The organism is Blautia sp. aa_0143 (genome assembly GCF_004167315.1).
GTDB classification, from domain to species: domain Bacteria; phylum Bacillota; class Clostridia; order Lachnospirales; family Lachnospiraceae; genus Blautia_A; species Blautia_A fusiformis.
Map to the genome: position 1 here is coordinate 1 of NZ_RCXU01000038.1, position 24660 is coordinate 24660.

Annotated in this window: 31 protein-coding genes; 20 read left to right on the forward strand and 11 right to left on the reverse strand. The window is 42.6% G+C overall.

Annotated elements, in window-relative coordinates; genetic code table 11:
* Positions 1–88 precede the first annotated feature (88 nt).
* Positions 89–883, reverse strand: a complete 795-nt coding sequence (locus EAI83_RS15235) for an ABC transporter permease (protein ID WP_129976023.1) — start codon at positions 881–883, stop codon at positions 89–91.
* Positions 876–1643: an ABC transporter ATP-binding protein gene (locus EAI83_RS15240; protein WP_044961273.1), complete on the reverse strand. Its 768-nt coding sequence runs from the start codon at positions 1641–1643 to the stop codon at positions 876–878. Before EAI83_RS15240 ends, EAI83_RS15235 begins: the two co-directional genes overlap by 8 nt.
* A 129-nt stretch (positions 1644–1772) precedes the next feature.
* Here EAI83_RS15240 and EAI83_RS15245 point away from each other — a divergent pair, with 129 nt between their 5' ends.
* From EAI83_RS15245 to EAI83_RS15275, 7 genes are all read left to right on the forward strand, one after another.
* Positions 1773–2438: an epoxyqueuosine reductase QueH gene (locus tag EAI83_RS15245; protein ID WP_129975985.1), complete on the forward strand. Its 666-nt coding sequence runs from the start codon at positions 1773–1775 to the stop codon at positions 2436–2438.
* Between the two features lie 151 nt (positions 2439–2589).
* Positions 2590–3969, forward strand: coding sequence for an argininosuccinate lyase (gene argH, locus EAI83_RS15250; protein ID WP_110102064.1), 1380 nt, complete (start codon positions 2590–2592; stop codon positions 3967–3969).
* A 93-nt stretch (positions 3970–4062) separates the two neighbouring features.
* Positions 4063–5148 (forward strand): aspartate-semialdehyde dehydrogenase, encoded by a 1086-nt coding sequence (asd, locus tag EAI83_RS15255; RefSeq protein ID WP_015525720.1) that lies wholly within the window; start codon positions 4063–4065, stop codon positions 5146–5148.
* 99 nt (positions 5149–5247) lie between these two features.
* Complete coding sequence (locus EAI83_RS15260) at positions 5248–5484, forward strand: DUF3343 domain-containing protein (RefSeq protein ID WP_059086311.1); 237 nt, start codon at positions 5248–5250, stop codon at positions 5482–5484.
* Positions 5485–5665: 181 nt separating this feature from the next.
* Positions 5666–6421, forward strand: coding sequence for a formate/nitrite transporter family protein (locus EAI83_RS15265; RefSeq protein ID WP_059086310.1), 756 nt, complete (start codon positions 5666–5668; stop codon positions 6419–6421).
* Position 6422: 1 nt separating this feature from the next.
* Positions 6423–8474, forward strand: coding sequence for a DNA topoisomerase (locus tag EAI83_RS15270; protein WP_129975987.1), 2052 nt, complete (start codon positions 6423–6425; stop codon positions 8472–8474).
* Positions 8471–9139: a transferase gene (locus tag EAI83_RS15275; RefSeq protein ID WP_021651109.1), complete on the forward strand. Its 669-nt coding sequence runs from the start codon at positions 8471–8473 to the stop codon at positions 9137–9139. Before EAI83_RS15270 ends, EAI83_RS15275 begins: the two co-directional genes overlap by 4 nt.
* A 124-nt stretch (positions 9140–9263) precedes the next feature.
* Here EAI83_RS15275 and EAI83_RS15280 read toward each other — a convergent pair whose 3' ends face one another.
* Complete coding sequence (locus tag EAI83_RS15280; RefSeq protein ID WP_129975989.1) at positions 9264–10001, reverse strand: TraX family protein; 738 nt, start codon at positions 9999–10001, stop codon at positions 9264–9266.
* A 246-nt stretch (positions 10002–10247) separates the two neighbouring features.
* Here EAI83_RS15280 and EAI83_RS15285 point away from each other — a divergent pair, with 246 nt between their 5' ends.
* Entirely contained in the window at positions 10248–10940 is a 693-nt protein-coding gene (locus EAI83_RS15285; RefSeq protein WP_015525726.1) for an iron-sulfur cluster assembly scaffold protein, read from the forward strand.
* A 40-nt stretch (positions 10941–10980) separates the two neighbouring features.
* Positions 10981–11991, forward strand: a complete 1011-nt coding sequence (locus EAI83_RS15290) for a GGGtGRT protein (protein ID WP_015525727.1) — start codon at positions 10981–10983, stop codon at positions 11989–11991.
* 160 nt (positions 11992–12151) lie between these two features.
* On the opposite strand, the gene EAI83_RS15295 is transcribed toward EAI83_RS15290, so the two are convergent.
* From EAI83_RS15295 to EAI83_RS15315, 5 genes are all read right to left on the reverse strand, one after another.
* On the reverse strand, positions 12152–13234 hold the full coding sequence (locus tag EAI83_RS15295) for a tyrosine-type recombinase/integrase (protein WP_129975991.1): 1083 nt from the start codon (positions 13232–13234) through the stop codon (positions 12152–12154).
* Positions 13235–13399: 165 nt separating this feature from the next.
* Positions 13400–14389: an exonuclease domain-containing protein gene (locus EAI83_RS15300; protein WP_129975993.1), complete on the reverse strand. Its 990-nt coding sequence runs from the start codon at positions 14387–14389 to the stop codon at positions 13400–13402.
* A gap of 17 nt (positions 14390–14406) precedes the next feature.
* Positions 14407–14877 carry a hypothetical protein gene (locus EAI83_RS15305; RefSeq protein WP_129975995.1) on the reverse strand — a complete coding sequence of 157 codons (471 nt, stop codon included), beginning with the start codon at positions 14875–14877 and terminating at the stop codon, positions 14407–14409.
* A 70-nt stretch (positions 14878–14947) separates the two neighbouring features.
* Positions 14948–15424 (reverse strand): hypothetical protein, encoded by a 477-nt coding sequence (locus EAI83_RS15310; protein ID WP_129975997.1) that lies wholly within the window; start codon positions 15422–15424, stop codon positions 14948–14950.
* Positions 15425–15818: 394 nt separating this feature from the next.
* Positions 15819–16127, reverse strand: a complete 309-nt coding sequence (locus EAI83_RS15315; RefSeq protein WP_129975999.1) for a helix-turn-helix domain-containing protein — start codon at positions 16125–16127, stop codon at positions 15819–15821.
* A gap of 165 nt (positions 16128–16292) precedes the next feature.
* Here EAI83_RS15315 and EAI83_RS15320 point away from each other — a divergent pair, with 165 nt between their 5' ends.
* On the forward strand, positions 16293–16499 hold the full coding sequence (locus EAI83_RS15320) for an XRE family transcriptional regulator (RefSeq protein WP_129976001.1): 207 nt from the start codon (positions 16293–16295) through the stop codon (positions 16497–16499).
* A gap of 131 nt (positions 16500–16630) precedes the next feature.
* Here EAI83_RS15320 and EAI83_RS15325 read toward each other — a convergent pair whose 3' ends face one another.
* The 3 genes from EAI83_RS15325 to EAI83_RS17355 all read right to left on the reverse strand — a co-directional run bounded on the left by EAI83_RS15325 (position 16631) and on the right by EAI83_RS17355 (position 18725).
* Complete coding sequence (locus tag EAI83_RS15325; RefSeq protein WP_129976003.1) at positions 16631–17464, reverse strand: hypothetical protein; 834 nt, start codon at positions 17462–17464, stop codon at positions 16631–16633.
* Between the two features lie 302 nt (positions 17465–17766).
* Positions 17767–18303 carry a hypothetical protein gene (locus EAI83_RS15330; RefSeq protein ID WP_129976005.1) on the reverse strand — a complete coding sequence of 179 codons (537 nt, stop codon included), beginning with the start codon at positions 18301–18303 and terminating at the stop codon, positions 17767–17769.
* Positions 18304–18554: 251 nt separating this feature from the next.
* Positions 18555–18725, reverse strand: coding sequence for a hypothetical protein (locus EAI83_RS17355; RefSeq protein WP_161206394.1), 171 nt, complete (start codon positions 18723–18725; stop codon positions 18555–18557).
* Positions 18726–18858: 133 nt separating this feature from the next.
* Between EAI83_RS17355 and EAI83_RS15335 the strand changes: the two genes are divergently transcribed.
* From EAI83_RS15335 to EAI83_RS15375, 10 genes are all read left to right on the forward strand, one after another.
* Positions 18859–19077: a hypothetical protein gene (locus EAI83_RS15335; RefSeq protein WP_118514880.1), complete on the forward strand. Its 219-nt coding sequence runs from the start codon at positions 18859–18861 to the stop codon at positions 19075–19077.
* Positions 19074–19232, forward strand: coding sequence for a hypothetical protein (locus EAI83_RS17360; protein ID WP_161206395.1), 159 nt, complete (start codon positions 19074–19076; stop codon positions 19230–19232). Before EAI83_RS15335 ends, EAI83_RS17360 begins: the two co-directional genes overlap by 4 nt.
* Positions 19233–19386: 154 nt before the next feature.
* Positions 19387–20271: a DUF4373 domain-containing protein gene (locus EAI83_RS15340; protein ID WP_129976007.1), complete on the forward strand. Its 885-nt coding sequence runs from the start codon at positions 19387–19389 to the stop codon at positions 20269–20271.
* A 113-nt stretch (positions 20272–20384) separates the two neighbouring features.
* Complete coding sequence (locus EAI83_RS15345; protein WP_129976009.1) at positions 20385–20789, forward strand: hypothetical protein; 405 nt, start codon at positions 20385–20387, stop codon at positions 20787–20789.
* Complete coding sequence (locus tag EAI83_RS15350; protein WP_129976011.1) at positions 20783–21103, forward strand: hypothetical protein; 321 nt, start codon at positions 20783–20785, stop codon at positions 21101–21103. Before EAI83_RS15345 ends, EAI83_RS15350 begins: the two co-directional genes overlap by 7 nt.
* A 9-nt stretch (positions 21104–21112) precedes the next feature.
* Positions 21113–22522: a hypothetical protein gene (locus EAI83_RS15355; RefSeq protein ID WP_129976013.1), complete on the forward strand. Its 1410-nt coding sequence runs from the start codon at positions 21113–21115 to the stop codon at positions 22520–22522.
* A gap of 446 nt (positions 22523–22968) precedes the next feature.
* Positions 22969–23244 carry a hypothetical protein gene (locus EAI83_RS15360; RefSeq protein ID WP_129976015.1) on the forward strand — a complete coding sequence of 92 codons (276 nt, stop codon included), beginning with the start codon at positions 22969–22971 and terminating at the stop codon, positions 23242–23244.
* A complete protein-coding gene (locus EAI83_RS15365) occupies positions 23241–23516 on the forward strand; it encodes a hypothetical protein (protein ID WP_129976017.1) in 276 nt (91 codons plus the stop codon). Before EAI83_RS15360 ends, EAI83_RS15365 begins: the two co-directional genes overlap by 4 nt.
* 129 nt (positions 23517–23645) lie before the next feature.
* A complete protein-coding gene (locus tag EAI83_RS15370; RefSeq protein ID WP_129976019.1) occupies positions 23646–23846 on the forward strand; it encodes a hypothetical protein in 201 nt (66 codons plus the stop codon).
* Positions 23847–24153: 307 nt separating this feature from the next.
* Entirely contained in the window at positions 24154–24576 is a 423-nt protein-coding gene (locus EAI83_RS15375) for a hypothetical protein (RefSeq protein WP_129976021.1), read from the forward strand.
* The last annotated feature ends 84 nt before the right edge of the window (positions 24577–24660 follow it).

Below are 24660 nucleotides of genomic sequence, written 5' to 3' on the forward strand. Positions count from 1 at the left end.
GGTAATCAATTTCGATGCCATTTTGGCATAAAACGGGGCTGCCGCCCAGCAAAAATATTTGCTAATGCGACAGCCCCCCTTTTTACAGCTAATGCTTCCGGACCTGTTTTTCAATAAGATAAAGTGCAAAATACAGCAGCATGGCAATGATGCAGAGGATCACAATGGCCATCAGGACCCATGTAAGTCTGAATGTCTGGCTTCCGTAAATGATCAGGTATCCCAGGCCTTTTCGGGCACCGATAAATTCTCCGATGATCACGCCTACCAGGCAAAGCCCGATGTTGACCTTCATCACACTCAGGATAAGAGGAACGGAGGAGGGCAGGACGATCTTCAGAAGCTTTTCCTTTTTGTGTCCCCCCAGAGTTTCGATCAGCTTCAGCTTTTCCGGATCTGCCTGGCAGAAACCGGAGTACAGATTGATAACGGAGCCGAAGATGGCTACAGACATGCCGGCGACCACAATGGTACGTTCGTTGGCACCAAGCCATACGATCAGAAGAGGGGCCAGAGCAGATTTCGGGAGACTGTTCAGTACCACCAGACATGGCTCCAGGATCCGTGCGATCCGTCGGGAGCACCAGAGAAGTACTGCGGTTCCTACACCCAGGATCACAACAAAAAAGAAACTGACAAGAGTTTCTGCCAGTGTCACGGCAATATGTGCAAACAGGGACTGATCCCTGCACATGGAAAGAAAGGTCTTTGCGATCAGGGAAGGACTGCTGAAGATAAAGGAATCGATCCATCCAAGATCAGAGGATATTTCCCAAAGTCCCATAAACAGAACAAAAAGAAGTGTCCGTGCAGCCAGGATAATGTGTTTTTCTTTTTTCTGCCGTGCAAGATATTGTTTCTGCTGTCTGGAAATTTCAGGCATTTTCATTGAGCTCCTTCCATATGATGTTAAAATATTTCTTAAAATCCGGAGCATTTCTGGAGGAGAGGGGAGTGCGGTCGCTGATATCCAGATCGATATCAATGATCTTTCGTACAGTGGCAGGACGTGCAGAAAGGATCAGTACCCGGTCGGCCATACTGATGGCTTCGGAGATGTCATGAGTGACCAGGATCGCAGGCTTGCCGGAGCTTTTGAGGATTTTTCCTATATCATCACTGACATTTAAGCGGGTCTGGTAATCCAGAGCGGAAAATGGTTCGTCCAGAAGAAGGAGCTCCGGTTCCAGCACCAGGGTCCGGATCAGAGCGGCACGTTGGCGCATACCGCCGGAAAGCTGGGAAGGGCGGGCATCACGGAAACGGTCCAGACCGTAGGTCTGAAGAAGGGCTTCTGCATGTGCCAGCTTTTCAGGTGTGAGCTCTTTCCGGATCTCCAGGCCGAGAAGGATGTTTTTGTAGATGCTCCGCCATTCCAGAAGATGATCCTTCTGGAGCATATATCCTACAGCGGCACTGCCGGAGGATACCGGACGGTTTCCCAGAGTAATGGAACCGTGCTCCGGAGTGAGCAGGCCGGCAATGAGATTCAGAAGAGTGGATTTTCCGCATCCGGAAGGCCCTACAATGGACAGGAATTCACCGGGCATCAGGTCAAAGGATATATGAGAAAGGGCGGGTGTCTCACCGGATAATGTGTGATAGGAGAGACACACGTCCCGCACTTTCAGGACAGGATTCATGGATGTTGCCTCCTTTTCGTAGATAATGGTATAATATTATCATATGTCTGAAACAGGAGAAGGCCAATGGCAGAGATGCATACTTTGATGTCTGCCTGAAAACAGTCATAGAGAAAGGAATTACAAACATTGAACAAGAGAAACTACCAGAAAGAACTGGATAAACTGATTGAAAGAAACCAGAAAGAAGGGAAAACCCCCAGACTTTTTCTGCATGCCTGCTGTGCGCCATGCAGCAGCTATGTGATGGAATATCTGTCGCAGTATTTTGAGATCACGATATTTTTTTATAATCCCAATATCGCACCGGTGGAGGAATATTCACACCGTGTGGCTGAGATCCGCCGCCTGATCGGGGAGATGGAATTTGTCCATCCGGTAACTTTTATGGAGGGACGGTATGACCCAAAGGAATTTTATGAGATGGCAAAAGGCCTGGAAGATGTTCCGGAAGGAGGAGAGAGGTGCTTTCGGTGTTACCGCCTGCGGATGGAAGAGGCGGCAAAGCTGGCGAAGGAGGGCGGATATGATTATTTCACCACAACCTTAAGTATCAGTCCGCTGAAAAATGCACAGAAGATTAATGAGATCGGCGAGGAGCTGGCAGAAATCTATAAAGTGCCACATCTGACTTCAGATTTTAAGAAAAAGAATGGCTACAAGCGTTCTATTGAGCTGTCTCATGAGCATGCTCTGTACCGGCAGAATTACTGCGGCTGTGTATTTTCAAAGAAAGAAGCCATGGACAGAGAACGGCTGGTTACTGAGAACCGAGTGAACAGTAACAACGGCTGAAGACAGCAAACGTATAATTATGAAAAACTTTGCATTTTTATAAAAATATGTTACACTAACACAGAAAAGTGCAGACGTCCGGGAGACGGAGCTCGTGTATGTCCGGAGAAGACAGTTCTGCCGCAAAAAAGAAAAGTGAGGAAGAATCAATATGGCACAGTTATGGGGAGGCCGTTTTACAAAAGAAACGGACAAGCTGGTTTACAATTTTAACGCATCCATTTCCTTTGATCAAAAATTTTACAGACAGGATATCCGTGGAAGCAAGGCACATGTTGCCATGCTTGCAAAACAGGGGATCCTGACAGAGGAAGAAAAGGATCAGATCACAGAAGGACTGGACGGTATCCTTGCAGACGTGGAAGCAGGCAAGCTGGAGATCACAGCGGAGTATGAGGATATCCACAGCTTCGTGGAGGCAAACCTGATCGACCGTATCGGAGATGCCGGAAAGAAGCTTCACACAGGAAGAAGCCGTAATGACCAGGTAGCTCTGGATATGAAGCTTTATGTCCGCGACGAGATCGATGAGACAGATAAGGAGCTGAAGGACCTTCTTCTTGCCCTGCAGAAGATCATGGAAGAGAATGTTCACACCTACATGCCGGGATTTACCCACCTTCAGAAGGCACAGCCGGTAACTCTGGCACACCATGTAGGCGCATATTTTGAGATGTTCCGCAGAGACCGTGACAGACTTTTTGATATCCGTAAGAGAATGAATACCTGTCCGCTTGGAGCGGGAGCACTGGCAGGAACCACTTATCCGTTGGATCGTGCCTATACTGCAGAGCTTCTCGGCTTTGATGCACCAACCAGAAACAGTATGGATTCCGTATCTGACAGAGATTATGTCATCGAGCTTCTCAGTGCATTTTCTACGATCATGATGCATTTGAGCCGTTTTTCAGAGGAGATCATTCTGTGGAATTCCAATGAGTACCGTTTCGTTGAGATCGATGACGCATACAGCACAGGCAGCAGTATCATGCCGCAGAAGAAGAATCCGGATATCGCAGAGCTTGTCCGTGGAAAAACAGGCCGTGTTTACGGAGCGCTGACATCTATTCTCACAACCATGAAGGGAATCCCGCTTGCATACAACAAAGATATGCAGGAAGACAAGGAGCTGACCTTTGATGCCATCGACACCGTAAAGGGCTGTATCGCCCTGTTTACCGGCATGGTTTCCACTATGCAGTTCAACAAAGCCAACATGGAGGCAAGTGCAAAGAGAGGCTTTACAAACGCCACAGACGCAGCAGACTATCTGGTTAACCACGGTGTACCGTTCCGTGATGCTCACGGCATCGTCGGAAGACTGGTCCTTCTCTGTCTGGATAAGGGAATCTCTCTGGATGAGCTTCCGCTTTCCGAGTACAAAGAGATCAGTCCTGTGTTTGAGGAGGACATCTATGAAGCCATCAGTATGAAGACCTGCGTGGAAAAACGTGTGACTCTGGGAGCGCCGGGACCGGACGTGATGGAGCAGGTGATCGCTCAGAATAAAGAATATCTTGAAAAAAATTAAGATAATGCTTGCATTTTAGGAAAAATTGGTATAGTATTTACAGAAAAGACAAATGTGTGCCATGGAGGGACACAAGATGAGGAGAGTTTTATTATGAGTGAAAAGCTTAAAGTCGGTATTTTAGGTGCAACTGGAATGGTTGGTCAGAGATTCATTTCTCTTCTGGAGAATCACCCGTGGTTTGAGGTGGTTACTGTAGCGGCAAGCCCGAGAAGCGCAGGCAAGACCTACGAGGAGGCTGTAGGCGGCAGATGGAAAATGGATACTCCGATGCCGGAGGCAGTAAAGAAGCTGGTTGTTATGGATATCCACGAGGTTGAGAAGGTTGCAGCTACTGTTGACTTTGTATTTTCCGCAGTTGATATGACGAAGGATGAGATCAAGGCGATCGAGGAAGAATATGCAAAGACAGAGACACCGGTTGTGTCCAACAACAGCGCACACCGCTGGACACCGGACGTTCCGATGGTAGTTCCGGAAATCAATCCGGAGCACTTCGAGGTTATCGAATTCCAGAAGAAACGTCTCGGAACAAAACGCGGCTTTGTAGCTGTTAAACCGAACTGCTCTATCCAGAGCTACGCTCCGGTACTTACCGCATGGAAAGAGTTCGAGCCGTATGAAGTAGTTGCCACTACATACCAGGCTATTTCCGGAGCAGGAAAAACCTTCAAGGACTGGCCGGAGATGGAGCACAACATCATTCCGTACATCGGTGGTGAGGAAGAGAAGAGTGAGAAGGAGCCATTAAGACTCTGGGGCAAGATCGAGGACGGCGTGATCGTTCCGGCTACCACACCTGTCATCACATGTCAGTGTGTACGTGTTCCGGTCCTCAACGGACATACAGCAGCTGTATTCGTTAAATTCCGCAAGAAACCTACCAAAGAGCAGCTGATCCAGAAGCTGGTTGAGTTTAAGGGACTTCCGCAGGAGCTTGAGCTTCCAAGCGCTCCGAAGCAGTTCATCCAGTATCTTGAGGAGGACAACCGTCCGCAGGTACAGATGGATGTAAACTATGAGAATGGAATGGGAGTATCTGTAGGACGTCTTCGTGAGGATACTGTTTATGATTACAAGTTCATCGGACTTTCCCATAACACAGTAAGAGGTGCCGCAGGCGGAGCAGTTCTCTGTGCAGAAACTCTGAAAGCGAAAGGATATATCCAGGCTAAATAAGAACTGGATCCTTTACAGGAAATAAAGAAAATCATCAGAAACGGGATATCGGTTTTTCCGGTGTCCTGTTTTTGCGTATGTGGAAGGAACAAAGGAGATATGCGCAGAAAAGTAATTACTACAGTTGTGACATTTTCCACAACCACGGCTGCCATGAAAATGGAAAAAACGGCCAGGGAATCTGAATTTCAGGGAAGACTGATCCCGATCCCTTCAGAGATCAGTGCCCAGTGCGGACTGGCCTGGAAATGCGTGGAGCAATCAGAGGAGGAAACAGAAGATTTCCTGAAAAAAAAGGAACTGGCCTGGGATGGCATCTACCGTGTTCTGGTATAAAGCGGATATTGTTTGTTGTATGTAACAAAGCGGAAATTTTTGAAAATTTTCGCATTTTTATTGTGGAATAATTGGTAAAGTGTTACAATATAACAAGCAGATTTCCGGAAAGCGTGTTACTGTGAACAAAGAAGCAGTAACAAAGTGCCACGCTTGCTAAAAATATGTGGAGGTGCTATTTATGAACAGGGAGGATGTAGAGAAACTGTCAACCGCTGCGAAGGGTAAGATAAACTTACTGAACAGCAATTTCGGAAAATACTTTATGCGGGCGATCATGGCCGGATTTTTTATTGATGTGGCGATGATCTACAGTAACGTTGTTGGAAATGTATTTTCCAAAACTTTCCCGGAATGGGGGAAATTCCTTGGAGCCATCGTGTTCTCCATTGCGGTCTTGCTGATCGTAATGGTAGGAGGAGAGCTGTTTACCGGTAACAATCTGGTAATGGCTTTTGGTGCGTATGACAAGAGCGTATCATGGAAAGACGTAGGCAAGGTCTGGGGAATCAGTTACATCGGCAATTTTGTGGGATGCCTGATCCTGGCGCTGATCTTTGCAGGTGCAGGAGCGTCCGGTACAGCAGATTATTTTGCCGGATTTATAAACGGAAAACTGAGTATTCCGGCAGGACAGATGTTTTTCCGTGCGGTACTTTGTAATTTCTTCGTCTGTCTTGCTGTTCTCTGCGGCATTAAGCTGAAGAGTGAGTCAGGCAAGTTCCTGATGATCGTGATCTGTATTTCAGGTTTCGTTGTCAGCGGATTTGAGCATTGTATTGCAAATATGGGTATTTTTACAGTTGCATTCTGTATGGTGCCAGGATTGTCTGTCGGCGCTATGCTTAAAAGCATGGTGATCGTAACACTGGGAAATATAGTTGGCGGAGCTGTGCTTCTGGCATGGCCGCTTAGAAAGATGAGTGCAGATAAATAGTATGGCAAAGGCTTTATACATAGCGGAGAAGCCCAGCGTGGCACAGGAATTTGCGAAGGCTTTGAAGATCAACGGTCAGAGAAAAGACGGATATCTGGAATCTGATGATTCTGTGGTAACCTGGTGTGTAGGACATCTGGTTACCATGAGCTATCCCGAAAAATATGATATCAAGTTTAAAAGGTGGAGTTTTGATACCCTGCCTTTTTTGCCGCGCGAATTCAAATATGAAGTGATCCCCGGGGTCAAAAAGCAGTTCGAGATCGTAAAAGGACTGCTGAACCGGCCGGATGTGGATACCATTTATGTGTGTACCGACTCCGGACGTGAGGGTGAATATATCTACCGTCTGGTAGCCCAGATGGCAGGAGTAAAGGGAAAAGTCCAGAAACGTGTGTGGATCGATTCCCAGACAGAGGAAGAGATCTTAAGAGGGATCCGTGAAGCGAAGGATATCTCGGAGTATGATAATCTGGCAGCATCTGCGTATCTCCGCGCAAAGGAAGATTATCTTATGGGAATCAATTTTTCCAGAGTTCTGACCTTGCGCTACGGAAGCAGTGTCACCAATTATCTCCATTCCAAATATCAGGCCATTGCAGTTGGGCGTGTGATGACCTGTGTTCTTGGCATGGTGGTGCGGAGAGAACGGGAGATCCGTGTCTTTGTGAAGACACCGTTTTACCGTGTCCTTGGCAGCATTGGACTTGCAGGCGAAAATTTTGACGGTGAATGGAGAGCTGTGGAAGGCAGCCGGTATTTCCAGTCCCCGTATCTTTATAAAGAAAACGGCTTCAGGAAAAAAGAGCATGCACAGATGCTGATCGATCAGCTGATGGTGAACCAGCCCCTTTCCTGTATTGTGGAAAAGGTGGAACGAAAAAAAGAAAACAAAAATCCGCCGCTTCTTTTTAACCTGGCGGAGCTTCAGAATGTGTGCTCAAAGCTGTTTAAGATCAGTCCGGACGAGACACTCCGGATCGTACAGGAGCTTTATGAGAAGAAGCTGGTGACTTATCCGAGAACGGATGCCAGAGTTCTTTCCACGGCAGTGGCCAAGGAGATATACAAGAATATATCCGGTCTTCGAAATTATCAGCAGGCCGGTGCTGCGGCGGCAGAGGTTTTGGGGATGGAATCCTGGAAAAGCATTGCAAAGACCAGATATGTGAATGACAAGCAGATCACAGACCATTATGCGATCATTCCTACCGGTCAGGGATTGAATGCGCTGGGAAGCGTGTCTCTTACTGCGCAGCGTGTGTACGAGACTATTGTACGGAGATTTTTGTGTATTTTTTATCCGCCGGCCGTTTATCAGAAGGTGAGTCTTGTGACGAAGCTGGACGGCGAGGCATTCTTTTCATCCTTTAAGGTTCTCAAAGAAGAAGGCTATCTGAAGATCGCCACCAATTCTTTTTCGCGGAAAAGGGCTTCAGACAGTGAGAAAAACGGAAATGGAGAGGAAGACGAGGTTTCCTGTGATACTGTGCTCCTGGAGGCGTTGCAGAAGCTGAAAAAGGGTGATATACTTCCTGTGAACGGTTTGAGTATCAAGGAGGGTGAGACTTCACCGCCCAAACGATACAATTCCGGTTCCATGATCCTTGCCATGGAAAATGCAGGACAGCTGATCGAGGATGAGGAGCTTCGAGCCCAGATCAAGGGAAGCGGGATCGGCACCAGTGCTACCCGTGCCGAGATCCTGAAGAAGCTTTTTAACATCAAATATCTGGCACTGAACAAAAAGACCCAGGTGATCACTCCAACGCTTCTTGGGGAAATGATCTTTGATGTGGTAAATTGTTCTATCCGGCAGCTTCTGAACCCGGAGCTTACGGCAAGCTGGGAAAAGGGGCTCACCTATGTGGCAGAGGGCAGCATCACGGAACAGGAATATATGGACAAGCTGGAGCATTTTGTGCGGGTACGTACCCGGCAGGTGGAGGCAAGCAATTATCAGTATAACCTGCGGCAGTTTTTTGATGTGGCCGCTGTAAACTACAGGAAGCCGGAGCGAGCTTCCAGACAGGGAGGAAAGAGATCATCATGATGAAAGATTTTACTATCAGCAATATGCTGGATCTGAATGAGACCATTGCAGCAGAGCTTTTTGAGGGAAAAACCTATCCGTGGGAGGTTCTTCCGGAGATCGGAGATTTCATTATTAAGCTTGGAAAAACACTGGATCCTTCTGAATATGAGGAGAAGGGCGAAAATGTATGGATCGCAAGATCCGCTACAGTTGCGCCGACTGCAAGTATCACCGGACCGGCTATCATTGGCAGAGACGCCGAGGTGCGCCACTGTGCATTTATCCGCGGCAAGGCTATCGTTGGTGAGGGCGCAGTTGTGGGAAATTCCACAGAGCTTAAGAATGCAGTGCTGTTTAACAAGGTTCAGGTTCCTCATTATAATTATGTTGGAGATGCTGTGCTGGGATATAAGTCCCACATGGGTGCCGGATCGATCTGTTCCAACGTAAAATCAGACAAGAAGCTGGTTGTCGTAAAAGACGGGGATGAAAAGATCGAAACCGGTCTTAAGAAATTCGGAGCGATGCTCGGGGATCATGTTGAAGTCGGATGCGGTTCTGTGCTGAATCCCGGTACTGTGATCGGACGGAATTCCAATATTTACCCGCTGTCACCGGTACGTGGATGTGTTCCGGCGGATTCCATTTATAAAAATGCAAAAGAGATCGTAAAGAAAAAATAAGAAACAGATTCTTCTGGACACGCATTTAAGCTGCACTTTTGAGAAAGTGCAGCTTTTTTTTGATGGGGTGATGGATGCAACAGTATTGGTCGTGGAAGGATGAACCGACCGGGAGCGGGCGGGATTAAGATAAAAACAAAAGCTGTCGAAGTATGACCAGTCCTATAATATGGACTGGGTAAAACCAGTAAAAGAAATATTTTGCTGATTTTCCGCGGATGAAGCCTCTTTTTCCATTGTACAGGTTAATGGACAGAAAGGCAAAGGAGGCTCTCCATTCATAGTAAAGCCAGCAGCTTCCGAGGATTGCCTGGCCTGGCTTATCGTTTCGCATATAGTACATGATCAGCAGGAAGATATACCCCCGCCATCCATAGTCTGCTTTCAGAAAAATGGAAACAACAAGCAGTCCCAGGATGCAGAGAAACTGCATCGAAGGTCTGGTCTGGAAATATTCGATGGCACAAAAGGCCAGATATCCGAGGAAAAGCGTGAAAAACACATTTTGTCTTTCGTAACGCAGCGTATTTGTAAACATCAGATTCCACGGAATTTCTGAAAGCAGCGCAAAAAGAAGGAGATTTCTTCCATAGAGGAACCGGCTCCGTGTATGCCGGAAGCCTTCCAGCAGGAGAAAACAGAAGATGGGAAAAGCAGCTCTTCCGATATCGCGGAAAATAAGATATACAGTATATTCTCTGCCGAAAAGTGTAAACAGGATTTTCTGTGCGGGCTGATACATACTGAGTAGCACAGCTCCGATATGATCGATCAGCATGGTGATGACCGCGATCATCTTCAGAGCGCTTCCGCTGAGAATGCGGTATTTTTCTGGAAAAACAGAATCCACAGATGCATTCATGAAAAATATACCTCCAGGGTTAAACTTGCTAATATATTATCACATACATACAGCAGTTGCCAGAAATATTTGACAGTTAGGCATGCAATACTGCCGGAATAACTACCAATATTATGCGTTTTATGGCAAAATTTTATCAAATATGACTGGACGAAACAAAGGTTTTGTGAGAAAATAGCCATAGGGTGTTATCGAACTTTTTTTCTCAATAACATCGGTCAATCTATACTTGAAAGGAGTTTTAAAATGATTTATTCACGCGAAGTAGAAGAAATGTGTCCAGTGGCACAGGGCGTACATCATGGTGCCGCTCCGATCCCGGAAGAAGCAAAATGGGTTCAGGCAAAAGAAGTAAAGGATATCTCCGGATTTACACACGGTGTTGGCTGGTGTGCTCCGCAGCAGGGTGCTTGTAAGCTTTCCCTTAACGTTAAAGAGGGAATCATCCAGGAGGCACTTGTTGAGACAATCGGATGTTCAGGAATGACTCACTCTGCAGCTATGGCTTCTGAGATCCTTCCAGGACTTACCGTTATGGAGGCACTGAACACAGACCTTGTATGTGATGCAATCAATACAGCTATGAGAGAGCTTTTCCTTCAGATCGTTTACGGACGTTCCCAGTCTGCATTCTCCGAGGACGGACTTGCAGTAGGCGCTGGTCTTGAGGACCTTGGAAAAGGACTTCGTTCTCAGGTTGGTACAATGTATGGAACTCTGAAAAAAGGACCTCGTTACCTTGAGATGGCTGAGGGTTATGTTACAGGTATCGCTCTTGACGAGAACGATGAGATCATCGGATATCAGTTCGTAAGCCTTGGAAAAATGACTGACTTCATTAAGAAAGGTGATGACCCGAACACAGCATGGGAGAAAGCAAAAGGTCAGTACGGCCGTGTTGCAGATGCTGTTAAGATCATCGACCCAAGAAAAGAGTAATTACACTTCGTAAGGTGAAAATATCAGGAGGTTACAGGAAATGGCTTTATTTGAATCATATGAGAGACGAATTGACAAGATCAATTCTGTTTTAAACAGCTATGGAATCGCTTCTATCGAAGAAGCTGAGAAAATCACTAAAGACGCAGGACTGAACGTTTACGATCAGATCAAAGGCATTCAGCCGATCTGCTTCGAGAACGCTTGCTGGGCTTACACAGTAGGTGCAGCTATCGCGATCAAAAAAGGCTGCAGAAGAGCCGCTGACGCAGCAGCAGCTATCGGAGAAGGCCTTCAGGCTTTCTGTATCCCGGGATCCGTTGCAGACACACGTAAAGTAGGTCTTGGACATGGAAACCTTGGAAAGATGCTCCTTGAGGAAGAGACAGACTGCTTCTGCTTCCTTGCAGGACATGAGTCTTTCGCAGCAGCTGAGGGTGCTATCGGTATCGCAGAGAAAGCAAACAAGGTTCGTAAAAAACCTCTTCGTGTTATCCTGAACGGTCTTGGAAAAGACGCTGCTCAGATCATCTCCCGTATCAACGGCTTTACATATGTAGAGACAGAGTATGATCCATATAAGAACGAGGTTAAGGAAGTATTCCGTAAATCCTATTCAGAGGGACTTCGTGCAAAGGTTAACTGCTACGGCGCTAACAGCGTTCCGGAAGGTGTTGCGATCATGTGGAAAGAGGGCGTTGACGTTTCCATCACAGGAAACTCCACGAACCCGACTCGTTTCCAGCATCCGGTAGCAGGAACATACAAAAAAGAGTGCAACGAGAAAGGCAAAAAATACTTCTCCGTTGCTTCCGGCGGTGGTACAGGACGTACACTTCATCCGGACAACATGGCAGCAGGTCCTGCTTCCTACGGTATGACTGATACACTTGGACGTATGCATTCTGACGCTCAGTTCGCAGGATCTTCTTCCGTACCGGCTCACGTAGAGATGATGGGTCTTATCGGCGCCGGAAACAACCCGATGGTTGGTATGACAGTTGCTGTAGCTGTTTCCGTACAGGAAGCTGCTGACGCTGGCAAGTTCTAAATATAAGCATAGCTTAAAATAGCGAAAAAGCCGTAAACTCAAGGGTTTGCGGCTTTTTTACGTTTGCCTGAAAATTAGAACAAAACACTCTGAAAAAACGATAAATTTGACGGGTAGCTAACAAGTAGCTTACACGTAGCTAACAACGGTAGCTTACAAATTATTCGCTGGGGATCTCTGGCCAGGTGATCATATTCATAGCTGTACGCAGGTCTTCGATGGTCCTGTGAGTGTATACTTTTTCTGTGATATCCTGGATTTCATGACCAACGATTAACTTTAGGACATATTCGTTTATGTTGGATTCCTTTGCCTTGGTAATAAAGGTGTGCCGGGTGTCGTGAGGCTTGTGGGTCATATTCAGGCGTGACATAACCTTTTTGAAACGGTTTCTGTATTTGTCATATGTAAGATGAGTTCCCTGCTGCCCATCCGGATCATTGAAAAGATATTCGCTGTGCATAGAAGTGGCCTGATTGTAATTGCGGCGAACCAGATCCATGATCTGTGGGTGAATAGGAACGGTACGATTCTTTCCGGCATCTGTTTTCAGTCCACCGATAAAAGTCATATTTTCAAAGTCAATATCTGCAATTTTCAGGACAGCCAGTTCCTGCGGCCGCCAGCCAGAATATATTCCGATCAGAACCATATCTGCAAAAGGAATTTCAAGATGGGACCAGAGAGACAATATTTCCTGATCAGAAAAAGGAACACGGATGATTTTAGGCTTAGGCTGCTGCACACCATCACAGAGCTGGGCATAGTCTTTAGTTACAATTTCATGTTTCATGGCATATCGGTACATAAGATTGAATAGGCTTTTCATTCGTGCTTTTGTGCTGTCACCGACCTGAGCATTACGAATAGTTTTTTCCAGATGCTCGACCCGGATATCTTTCATTTTGATATTGTATAGTGGAGCACAGTGCTTATATGCAGAAGTAATAGTACGGACACTGGAAGGACCACCCAGGGTAGGGAAATGTACATCAGACCATGCTTCGTACACATCACTAAAAGTGGGTTCTTTGGCAAATAAATCGTAGGGATTTTCGTTATATCGGGTAAGAGCTTCCAAAGCTTCTTTTCTGGTGCTAAAGTATCCAATAGCTTTTTTGACTTGTTTTGCCTGATTGGTTTTGGTGTCGATTTCCCATCCGGTTGTTTTACTGGCTGCCCAGGGTTTACGTCTCTTTCCGGGAAGTTTATAAACAGATCCGAAACCATTTGGTAACTTCATAAATATCATCCTCCTTGTAAAAATGGGTACAAAAATAACAGCCAGCGAACGAGTGTTTCGCTTGCAAGGCTGCTCCGAAGATGATACAATAATTTTGCAAAATGAGGTATCTCTTCGGAGATCCACCACCGTCCCGGTATTGGCGTACTGGGGCGGTTTTTAATATTAATTTTCGGAAATTATATCATAAAAAACATTTTCGGGAATAATCTCTATATCATATCCATCAAGCTTTAACTTTTCAGCTTTTTTCTGTTTGGAGCTTTTTCCGTCTTTGATGGATTTACAATAATCATTATTACCTAAAATGAGATAATTAGTTTTTTTGGTTACGCTGTCGGCATTTTTTCCACCAAGATCAGCAACGATTTGCATTGCTTCCTTGCGTACCATTTTTTCAAGTGTTCCGGTAAATACGCATACTTTTCCATATAACAAATTAGATGTATCAAAATCAGTTTTAGAAGTGCTGATGTCATCTGCTCTAACACCACTTCTGGAACGTCTACATGCTTTGCTAAATGCTTCTAATGATTCATATTTTTCTATAATTTCATTAACGAGACATATATAGCATTTAGAAGTTATTTCTACATCACTTAAGGCTCTATGTGCATTTTCATAACTGAGATTATAGTATTGAACTAAATCAGATAATTTATGATGGTTAAGTTCCTTATGTATACGTCTAGAAAGTCTCATAGTGTCGATGAAGTCATTAGATAAATACTTGTGGATAACGTGTTCACAATTGTCATATAGAAAATTAATATCAAAATTAACGTTATGTCCTACAAGAATGGAATTTCCAATAAAGGAATAAAATTTTGATAGTACCAATGCGGTAGAATCTGCTTTTGATAACATTTCATCAGTTATTCCGGTAAGATTAACGATAAAGTCATCCAAAAAAGATTCATCGGTGGTAAAATCATCTGGTTTTATAAGAGAAGTGAAAGTATCGACAAGATTTCCTTTATGAAATTTTGCAGCAGCGATTTCAATAATACTATCCCAATCAGGCGAAAGTCCTGTTGTTTCGATATCAATGACACAGTAATCATCTGGAAAAGAGATAACATTTTTTCCCTTGTACTGTCGATCATGAGTAAAACTTATTTTTTCTCCAGTTAAAATATCAAATCCGATTGTCATATGTGACTCCTTTTACTTTATTTATAATCATTAAAAGCTTGTATAAGATCTTCAGAAGCTTCACCCATCAGAACGTATTTTCCGTTTATAGCTAAAGCATTTATTGTATAACCATCAATGCCTTCAACTGAAATGGCATCTCCAGAAACTAATTCTTTATATTGGGTAGAAGACATATCGTATTCGTAAATTTCAGCATCACCATATTTAAAACCAGATATGGCACCAACCATATCAGCGGCCATTTCAATACGTTTGCCAGAAAGAACATTCTTTTTAAGTAAATAGTCTTCCATATTATTATTCTTAGTATCATCAGACTGATATTTTTTTAATTTGGAAGTAAGGTCATCGACTTGCTTTTGTAAATCATCAACCTGCTTCTGCAAGGCAGCGATTTTGTCGTCTTTTGTATCTGCAAAAACAGCTACGGACGGAGAAAAAACAAAAATAGTGGTAAGCAAAATTGCTAAAAACTTCTTTTTCATAATATCCTCCCTTTAAAATATAATATCCATAAATAATACGATATTCATTATGGAAAATCCCTTGTTCAGATTATAAAGTATTAATTTTTATTACAGCCAACTGCGGAATAAAATAGATTATATAATTGTCCATAGCAACATACTGTCCGTACTTGGAACGGTAACAGTCTATTACTTCGGTAAGATAATTCTCCGGTACATCCAGATATTCTGCCATCTCATGAAGACTCCGGCAGCGAGATTCATAAGCATTGATGATCCCGATCAGCCCTACTCGAAGATTATAGCCATAAAGTCTGGCCCGGTATTCCTGCTTTCGGTTCATGACATCAGTTGACTGATCCAGAATATTACCTGTGGTAGTATAGTGGTGGCCAAGTTCCTCAGCCAGAATACAGGACTTTTCTGCCTGAGTTTTAATTCCTTTTCTGATAGCTACAGTTCCATCACAATATAACCCCTTTATTCTTTCAGTTTCAAATGGATAATCTATAACATCTATACCGTCCCTGCAGGCGGTATCTAGTAATTTTTCGTATGTATTCAATTCAAAACCTCCCGCTCGTGTATATTGAAATTGACAAATATTTTTAAGTGACTTATAATATACTTAACAAGACAGCTGGAACGATAGCTGAAACCTATCCGTTTCTGGCGTTATAAGAGTTATAGAAATAGCATCCTACTTTACCAGAGCGGGGATGCTATTTCTTATTGTTCAGATTCAGAATGGCTACGATTAAAAGTCCTACATTTAGGATAATCATAAATTCTTCATATGTACTCATAAGCCCCACTCCTTTCTGCAAGACTCAGAAACGGAGTGGTACCGCATCCTTCCAGTTGCCTGGGTAAGTATATTATATTGTCAAAACATATCTGGCAGATCTGCCAATTATTCCCGTTTCATTTTTTACTCACAGTACTGTAAAGCACAGATATTATTTTCTTTTACCTTTTACAAATTCTGCGAACTGACGGATTTCATTCAATTCATCTTCTGTATATTCCTCGCTATCGAAGTGAGCAGCGAGAGTAGTAGGTTGTCCATGAGAATCATCTGCCAGATAGTCAATGGTACAGCCAAGATATGCAGAAAGTTTTTTTAATGTAGAAAGTTTTATATTATCAGTTCCTTTTGTATAAAAACCGGCGATTGTAGTATATGGAATACCGGCTTCTTTTGAAAGGATAGACTTATTGATTCCCTTTTCAGCCATTAATTCATCTAACTTATCAGTGAATGACATATCTAATACCTCCTGTTAAATTCTATTATACATATAAAAATAACTTTGTAAAGTAAAAAAATACCCTGCAAAGTAAAAAAATGTATTTTATGGGTTGACAAACTACCCTGCAACGTATAATCTATAATCAAAGTTACCTTACAGGGTAACAGAAAGGAGGAGAAAATGTTTTTTAACTTAAATGCCGAAATGGGAAGAGCCAAATTAACCATTAAGAAGTTATCTGAGATTACGGCTATAAACTATGAATCTTTAAAATTGAAACTCAGAGGTGTTACAGAATTTAAGCTGAGTGAAATGATGGCAATTAAGAGAAAAGCTTTCCCAGATAAGACATTGGATTACTTATTTGCAACTGAAAACGACAAGTAATCATTCATTTGAAGGGAGGAGGTGAGAAGTGATGGATACATCAAAAGAAGAAATTGTAAACCTGCGTAAGCAGATAAACAGGTTAAAAATTAGTTTAATGTTTACGCAGGTATTGATGATTGCATTGCTGCTTATTTTGGGGTATCAGTGTCTTTGGTCAATTTGGAATTATCATTATCTTCTTCAACAGATAAGCATGTGTCTTGATTCTGTGAATACTGTTTATTCTGCTCTTCAACAGTTTTTTGCAACTCTTTGATCGCTTCGGCTTCACTGGAAGAAGAAGTATCTATGTTGTGAAGGAGTTGTTGCAGTATTTCATTTTGGGCACGTTGGAGCTCAATTTGGGTTTCTTCAATTTGCGTTTGTTTAATCTGATCTTCTTGTGATGAATTGAACTGAACAACAGCAATAGAGATTGTGAGGATTGTCGAAATAATTAGGTTTATAAGAGTCAGCAAAATAGAAGTAGGCATTTTTATTCTACTGTTTCCAATGGGAATATATATGCAATCGGGAAATTCGTATATTTTAACAGCGGATTCATCAACAATTACAAAATCATCTTCAGGTAAATTATTGAGATTGTCTGGGCGGTCAAAAGATGGTTCAGGGGCAATATCAATAAGCTGTTGCTGAAGACTTTGAAGCGAAATCATAGTTTTCAGAGATTCACTTAAATTGTTGTACATATTGGTTGTTATATTATCTCGGACAGCCGCTGTCATAGCTTCTGACATTATGGAAAGCGAATTAGTAAGTGAAGAAATTATACTCGGTGTATATAACTGAAAAAAGTGCTTATAGGATTTAACCATTTCTTCTTGAAGCTGGCCAATTTGAGATGTTATAGAGTCAGAAGAAAAAATAGTTTGTAAGTAACCATCATACATATGCGAAATTCTATTTAAAGAATCTTGAAGTGCTGAGCTTAAAAAAAGTGTATTTTTTTGATTGTTTTTCATTGAAACCTCCTTATTCAACAGGTATGCCAGTACCTGTGATACAAGAATAGGAAAGAAATGGGGAAAAGTCAAGTAATCATTTATTTGAAGGGAGGAGGTGATCGGAGATAAAAGAAACCAAAATTCAGTTTACAGATAATGAAAACAGATATTTTGTTTCCATTCAAAAACGGTTATCTGGAAAATGGCGTGTATATGTTACAAAGCAGAAAGAAAGTGATCATGGCAATTTCAGTACACCAATTACTTATAAGATAACAGCCAGTACCGTTAAAGAAACATTGGAATACTGGCTGATTAGATTAAAAAATTATTTTCTTAAAAAGAAACATAAGTAAAGTAGATAAGGTGGATGAAGCAGTGTCAGATAAAGCATCGGAAGAAATTTCTGATAAAAAATCTTTTATTTTTGATTCTTTCTTTTTTTCAGATAAAGCAGGATTTTTGAGTTCATATAAAAGAGTTTCCAATACTTCTTTTATTTCGGGATCAAGTTCTGAATTCTGTACATCAGCAATGAGTTGATTGTAGTTGTTGGATATTGTGTTTCCTGAACCAGTAACAAAAATATTGTTATTTCCTGAAATAGAAGGGACAGTATCATCTTGAAAGCCGTTTTCTACGAAGTGAATACCTTTAGGAGTGAGCTTAATTCCACAAAAACCAGTTGCTCGATATTCGTATTGAATATATCCGTCATCACACAAAGCATCTAAACAACGGATGGTAAGTTGTTTTTCACGGTTATCCTTTGAAAATTCATACTGCATTGAACGTTCACCGGTTTTTTGGTAATAAGAGTAGGCATCTTCTAAATATTCTTTTTCTTGTTGAAACATAAAACGTCTCCTTTCTATAGATTTAGGTATGCCAGTACCTGTGATACAAGAATAGGAAAGAAACTAAGAAAAGTCAAGTGCAGGCCAGTAAGACTGGATAAGAGGTGAGATAAATAAAAGAATCAGAGACACGTACTGTTAAAGTAAAAGTGACAGGATATAAGAAAACTCTGAAAAGAGTGAAGAAATTAAGAAAAGAAATGAAACAGCTCAGCAAAACTGTTGAGGAGCTTGCTGAGCTGAAAGGAAAGTTATTCTGACTCTAGTTTGATGTCTATACCACATTGAGGGCACTTGATGATACTGCCAATATCGTCAAGTGATACTTCAATGGAATGATTGCATTCAGGACAGTTAAGCTCAAATGTTTTCAAATCATCCAACAGACCGTCAAAGCCATCAGAATTAAATTCAAATTTCATATAGTTCTCCTTTCTGTATGTACTCGGGTATTCTCAGTACCCTGTATATACAGGATAGGAGAATCTTGGCATAACTGCAAGGAAAAGCGTTCGACAAAGTTATGAAAATCTTATAAAGAAAGGAAAATGAAGTATGGAAGTAGGCAAGATATTACCTGTTGAAGCAGCAGCCATACTGCATGCATCCCCACAGTTTGTAAGGGTTGCAATGCAGCAGGAAAAGCTTCCAATCGGGACTGCAATTAAGATGTCCTCGATCTGGACATATAACATATCGGAGAAGCTTCTGGCTGAGTACAGCGGAAAAAATATAAGAGCTGAGCTGGAGAAGATAAGAGGTGGAAGTAAATGAGACGAGATGCAATCATATCACTTTTTATCGCACTTCCTGCTGCAAACCTTCCATTCTGGCAGTGGAGAAGTTCGGCAGAAATGCTTTTAATGGCAGGACTGTTCTGGCAGGTGGCATTTGTGTTTGTAGTTGGAACAGAGTATCAGAAAAGGTAGTAAGAAAGGATCCCGGGAGTGCAGCTCCGGCGGGATCCGATGGACGTAGTAATACACGAATATTACGTTCTTATTATATAGAGAAATAAAAAGAAAAACAAGTGAAATATCAGTATCAACGCAATCTCTATAGAAGAACTGGAGGAACAATCATATGGCAAGGCGAAGGCAGGAAGGAAACCTCTTTTTTCGCCTGGATGTGGATTTTTTCTCAGATAGAAAGGTAAAGATCCTGAAAGCCCGGTATGGAGCAGACGGGATCACCTTATACTTGTATCTCCTGTGTGAGATATACAAGACAGGATATTATTTAAAGATTGATAGAGATTTTGAGTACATTGTTTCAGATGATCTGAACATGGAAAGCAACAAGGTGAAGCAGGTCTTGAACTTCTTATTGGAACGGTCACTGTTTGATAACACACTTTTCCAGTCGGACAAGGTTTTGACCTCTGCCGGAATACAGAGGAGATATCAGGCAATGGTAAAAGCCAGGGCACTGAAAACTCCGATCACTGTAGAAAGGTTTTGGCTCCTTCCAGAGGAGGAAACAGAGACCTTTATTAAAGTGCACCCTTCTTTAAATAATTCCGAGAATAATCCCGATAATTCCAGGAAAAAAGATGATAATTCCAGGAAAAATGACACAAAAGGAAAGGAAAAGAAAGAAGAGTATATATATACGGCTCCGCCGGGTACATACTTTGAAGATCCTTCTTTGAATGATATTTTCCTGCTGTTTTTGAAATCAAGACAGAATAAAGGCGATCAGCTGACAGATGAGCAGATCCAACTGTTGGCAGAAGAAGTCCTTTCCTTATCCAGTGATCCGGAGGAAAGGATCGCCATGGTCAAAAAATCTATCATGAATGGCTGGAAAGGATTTTACCCGGTGAATAAGCAAAAGAAGAAAGAGACCTCCAAGAACCGGTTTAATAATTTCCACCAGCGGGACTATGACTTTGCTGATTACGAAAGGCGTTTATTGAAGCAGGGCGCTGGAGGTGATGAAGCTGGACGTAAAAGAATTATGGGGTAAGGCCTGGAGCCTTAGACCTGGCCAGAACACAGCCAACATGAAATATGTTGGTACGATTATTAAATCCGGTATCCGATTTACGTATTACCAGGATGAGAATGGAGGGATATGGTTTGACAGTGAACCAGTCGAAGGAAAACCTGAATGGATGCAGAGAGCAGATGAAGCCAGGAGAAGAAGGAATAGACGGTATTCTTGAAGTCTTAAAGGCTTATGTCTGTGATGAGATCTGCTGCCACAGAGGTGCTGTAACACAGGAAGAAATGGATCAGCACTGCTGCCGTTGTAAATTACAGCAGTACACAGACAAGATCCGTGAAGAATATGAGAAGATCAATGCTTTTGATCAGAGTTCAACGTATCAGATCATGAAGAAGTATCGCAAGATCATCTTATGCAAAGATTGCAGACACAGAGCAAAATTACGAGATGATTGTTATCGCTGCAGGAAAGCAACCAGCCTTTTAGGTACATTAGAAGACTATGATGGTTGCAGTAGAGGAGAAGAAAAATGTTAATCAGAAGTAAGAACAAAATGCACATTGTAAATATTGAAAATGGTGTAGTATCCGCTGAAGGGGACGGAACGCTTACATTTCGTGCAGGAAAGATAAGAGTTGTATTAGGCGAATACTCAAGTGCCCAAAAAGCTTTTAAAGTGCTGGATATGATCCAGGAAGCGTATGAAGATGAAAAAGTCGTAGAATACACACTTGCTTTACAGGAAAACGAATTTAAAAATATGACAAGAGATCAACTACTGTCTGCCCGAGCCGGGATCCTGAAGAAAGCTGTTTTCCAGATGCCAAATGAAAGTGACGTAGAGGAATAAGGAGAAATCATGGATGTAGTAGAAAGTAAATGGTACGAAATGGACATGCCACTGAATGATGTAAAGAAACTTCTTTCAGCGAATATCAAAACCATGTCCAGAAGCTTTATTGCTGCCGGATATTACATGAAGTATATCCGGGACCGGGAATTATTCCGGGATGGTGGATATAACAGTATCTGGGAGTTTGCGGAAGATCAGTATGGAATCAAAAAGTCAGCAGCCAGTCGCTGGATGGCAATGAATGACAAGTTTTCCAAAGATGGAAACAGCCCTATCCTGGATGATAAATACAAGGATTTTAACAAAAGCCAGCTGCAGGAAATGTTGTATCTGACAGATGAACAGATGGAAGAAGCTGAGCCGGAAATGAGTGCAAAGGAAATTCGTGCAATCAGGAAACCTCCGGAAGTAGAAGTTATTGCGCCGGCGCAACAGATAGATGATCAGATCCCCGGCCAAGACAGCATTGAACAGCATCCAGAATACATGCCAGGAAAAATGACGATTGAAACAGCAACCGGACAGAACCGGCCGCCGGAGAACGAGATCCCAATCACACCGGAACTGCAGATAGAAGGCTTTTTCGAAGCCCTGAACAAAGGAGATAAAGAACGTGTTCTTACATGTGATATCAACGCAACGACCTATCTGCTTGAAGTCCGGTATCAGGATGTCCGGATCAGGAATGGTAAATTCAATTATCAGGCAAATTCAACCGGGATCATGTTCAATCCTGGAAGTTACATGGAATGCGCTTTCACCTGGAATGAGCTGGCCCACGAGCTGATAAAAAGGTTCGGGAAGAAACGGAAACCGGTCAAGATGGTGTCTATAGACGCACCGGAGAAGAAAGATAACAAAATGCCGGGGCCGGCAAAATGTATCACTGGAAAGAGCGGTTCGGGAAAATGCGGTGCAGCAGCCTATTGTGATACGGAATACAAATGCTGTGCTCAGTGTCCGGATGATTGTAACAGTCGCTGCGGATGGCTGGAAGAACGCTGCCAACTGGTAGCAGAAACACCGGACGAAAAGCAGCATGATTGTGGTGTCTACAACAAAATCGCAGACCATCCCGGCGAAGCCACCGCATTGCCAGTCATGAAAAATAATGATCAGAGAAAAGAATGGCTGAGAAACTACAAGGATTGGGGCTTGTGGTACGAAGATAAAAACATCGGTGTTAAATACTACAAGTATGATTTTGAGAATGGCGCATGCTTGATTGCAGAAGAATATATTCTTCCAGGAACAGAATGGATGCCAGAACATGAAACGGCATTCTTACATCTTGTTGGAGGACCTGAACCAGAGTGCAAGGGCGGCATACCGAAATGGACATATCATGCACGGTATTATAAATTCCCAAACTCAGAAACAGAGCTGGTTGAATTCCTGAAGGAATTACAGAAATAAGGGGTGTTATCGAAAATCCAAATATATCACAAATACATAAGGGGAGGCCTTGACCTCCCCGGAAAGGGGCAGAAATTGTTATTTCCAAAACCGAAAAGTAAGAAAAAGAAAAAAACATCATCCACCAAGTATTTTACATGATAAGAAGAGCAGGACGTGTTATCTGTGTATTATGCTTCATGATAACTGGTCTGAACATAGCACTCTTCAGGAACACCATGTATTTAGTGGTCCTAATAGGACAAATTCAGAAGAGAATGGCCTGAAAATATACCTGTGTCGAGATCATCACGTTTATGGCCCGGAAGCTATTCACAACAATGCCCGGATCCGCCATGAAGTACAGCGTATGGCCCAGAGAGAATTTGAAAGGCAGCACAGCCACAAGGAGTTCATGAAGATATTCGGCCGGAATTATCTTGATCAGGTAGAGATAGGGGAAATCAATGAAAAGAAGAGTAAACCTGTACAAGGTAGTAGACCAGAACGGGAAAGCAGTCTTTGAGGATTTATTAACAGCCAAACAGGTTACAGAGAAGCTTGGTATTGCAAGAGATAATGTCTGCCAGGCAGCAGCAAACTTTGCACTTGTGGACAAGAAGTATCGGATCATTCCGGAAGATATTAAGTTAAGCAGGAATCTGGATATTACATTACTCCTAGAATGGGATCGGGTACGAAAAAAAATCCTGCAGACAGCAGGAGGAAAAAATGAATCATGATGATAGGCAAAAAAGAATGTTTACAGCTGTTAGAGAAAATGACTGAGGAATTTCCGGAAGAAGAGCCAGAGCATTTTGAATCAGCAGTTAACCGAATAATATATGAATTTGCAAAACTGGATGGCAAGAAGCCTAAATATCACCAGATGAAGCGATATAACTGTTATTACACTTGTGGAAACTGCGGATTCCGCATGGATGTAGGCCTTAATTTTTGTCCGAATTGCGGATTTTTAATCAACTGGGACAGCATAAGGTGCTTAACGAAATAGAGGAAGAGCAACAGATTAGTACAGAAATAATTCCTGAATTATAACAAATAATAGCACATTGATAATTGAATATTAACGGTTGGAATGATATAATTTCTGTATTATAGATATGATAGGAGGAATTGTCATATGGGAAAATGTTTTTGGTGTGAAGGAACAGGCAAGTTTAAAAAACCAAGGGATGAAAAGAAGTATTCGGAGTTGTTTGATAGATACGATGCGCCTGGAACGCTAACAATGGGAGAGTGCAGAAAACGAGCTTTAAAAGAAGTGGGGTACGACTTAGTAAAGTGCGAACATTGTAATGGAACGGGTATTCAGAAAGATTGAACAGTCCTTTTACCAGCCATCAATATTGGTGGTTGGTATTTTTTTGTTTTTTAGAGAAAAAAGGTGACTACAAGATAGAAAACGGGTTGTGAATGACTAAAATAACATAAATGGTGATTCAACCTGCATAAAACGAACGCTGTGAATGAGGAGCTGGTTATCAGTCTAATTAACGGACGCGAAGTCCAAGAAAGGGGACGATATCCGATTGCTACCTACATTCTAACAGCTTAAGCAACAAGATGGATAATTCCTTACTGGCTGTAAGGGATATTAACCATAAATATATTGTAGTAGAAAGGGGAGGATGCCAGTGGGCGAGATCAAGATCACCAGGAAACTTCTTGATAATTACAGAAAATTAAAGAGGGAAATACCGGTCCTTGGTTTGGAATTGGATGAAATGATGAATGGGGAGGCTGGGCTAGGGAACAGCACAATATTTGATTACAGTACAGGTTTTGCACGGCCTCAGAGCGTAGTTGGGTTTGATCAGGAGCGATATGACAGAAGAAAGAGAACCTATGAGCATAAAAATGAGCAGGTGGCAGCAGTAGACAACTGGATTCAGAACATTGAAGATGGCCAGACCAGATATGTGTTCAAAGCGTTTTATCAGCAGGGATTGACCTGGGAGAAGATAGCAGGAAAGACAGGATATTCACAGAATCCTGATTATCCAAGGCTTATGATCAGAGATAAATACTTAATGAGGGAACAAATAAAATAGTTGACATGGGGCTGTCGCACTAACGTGCGGCAGCTCATTTTATATTCAACACAAAACGCCGGACTTCGAAAAGCCCGGCGCTTG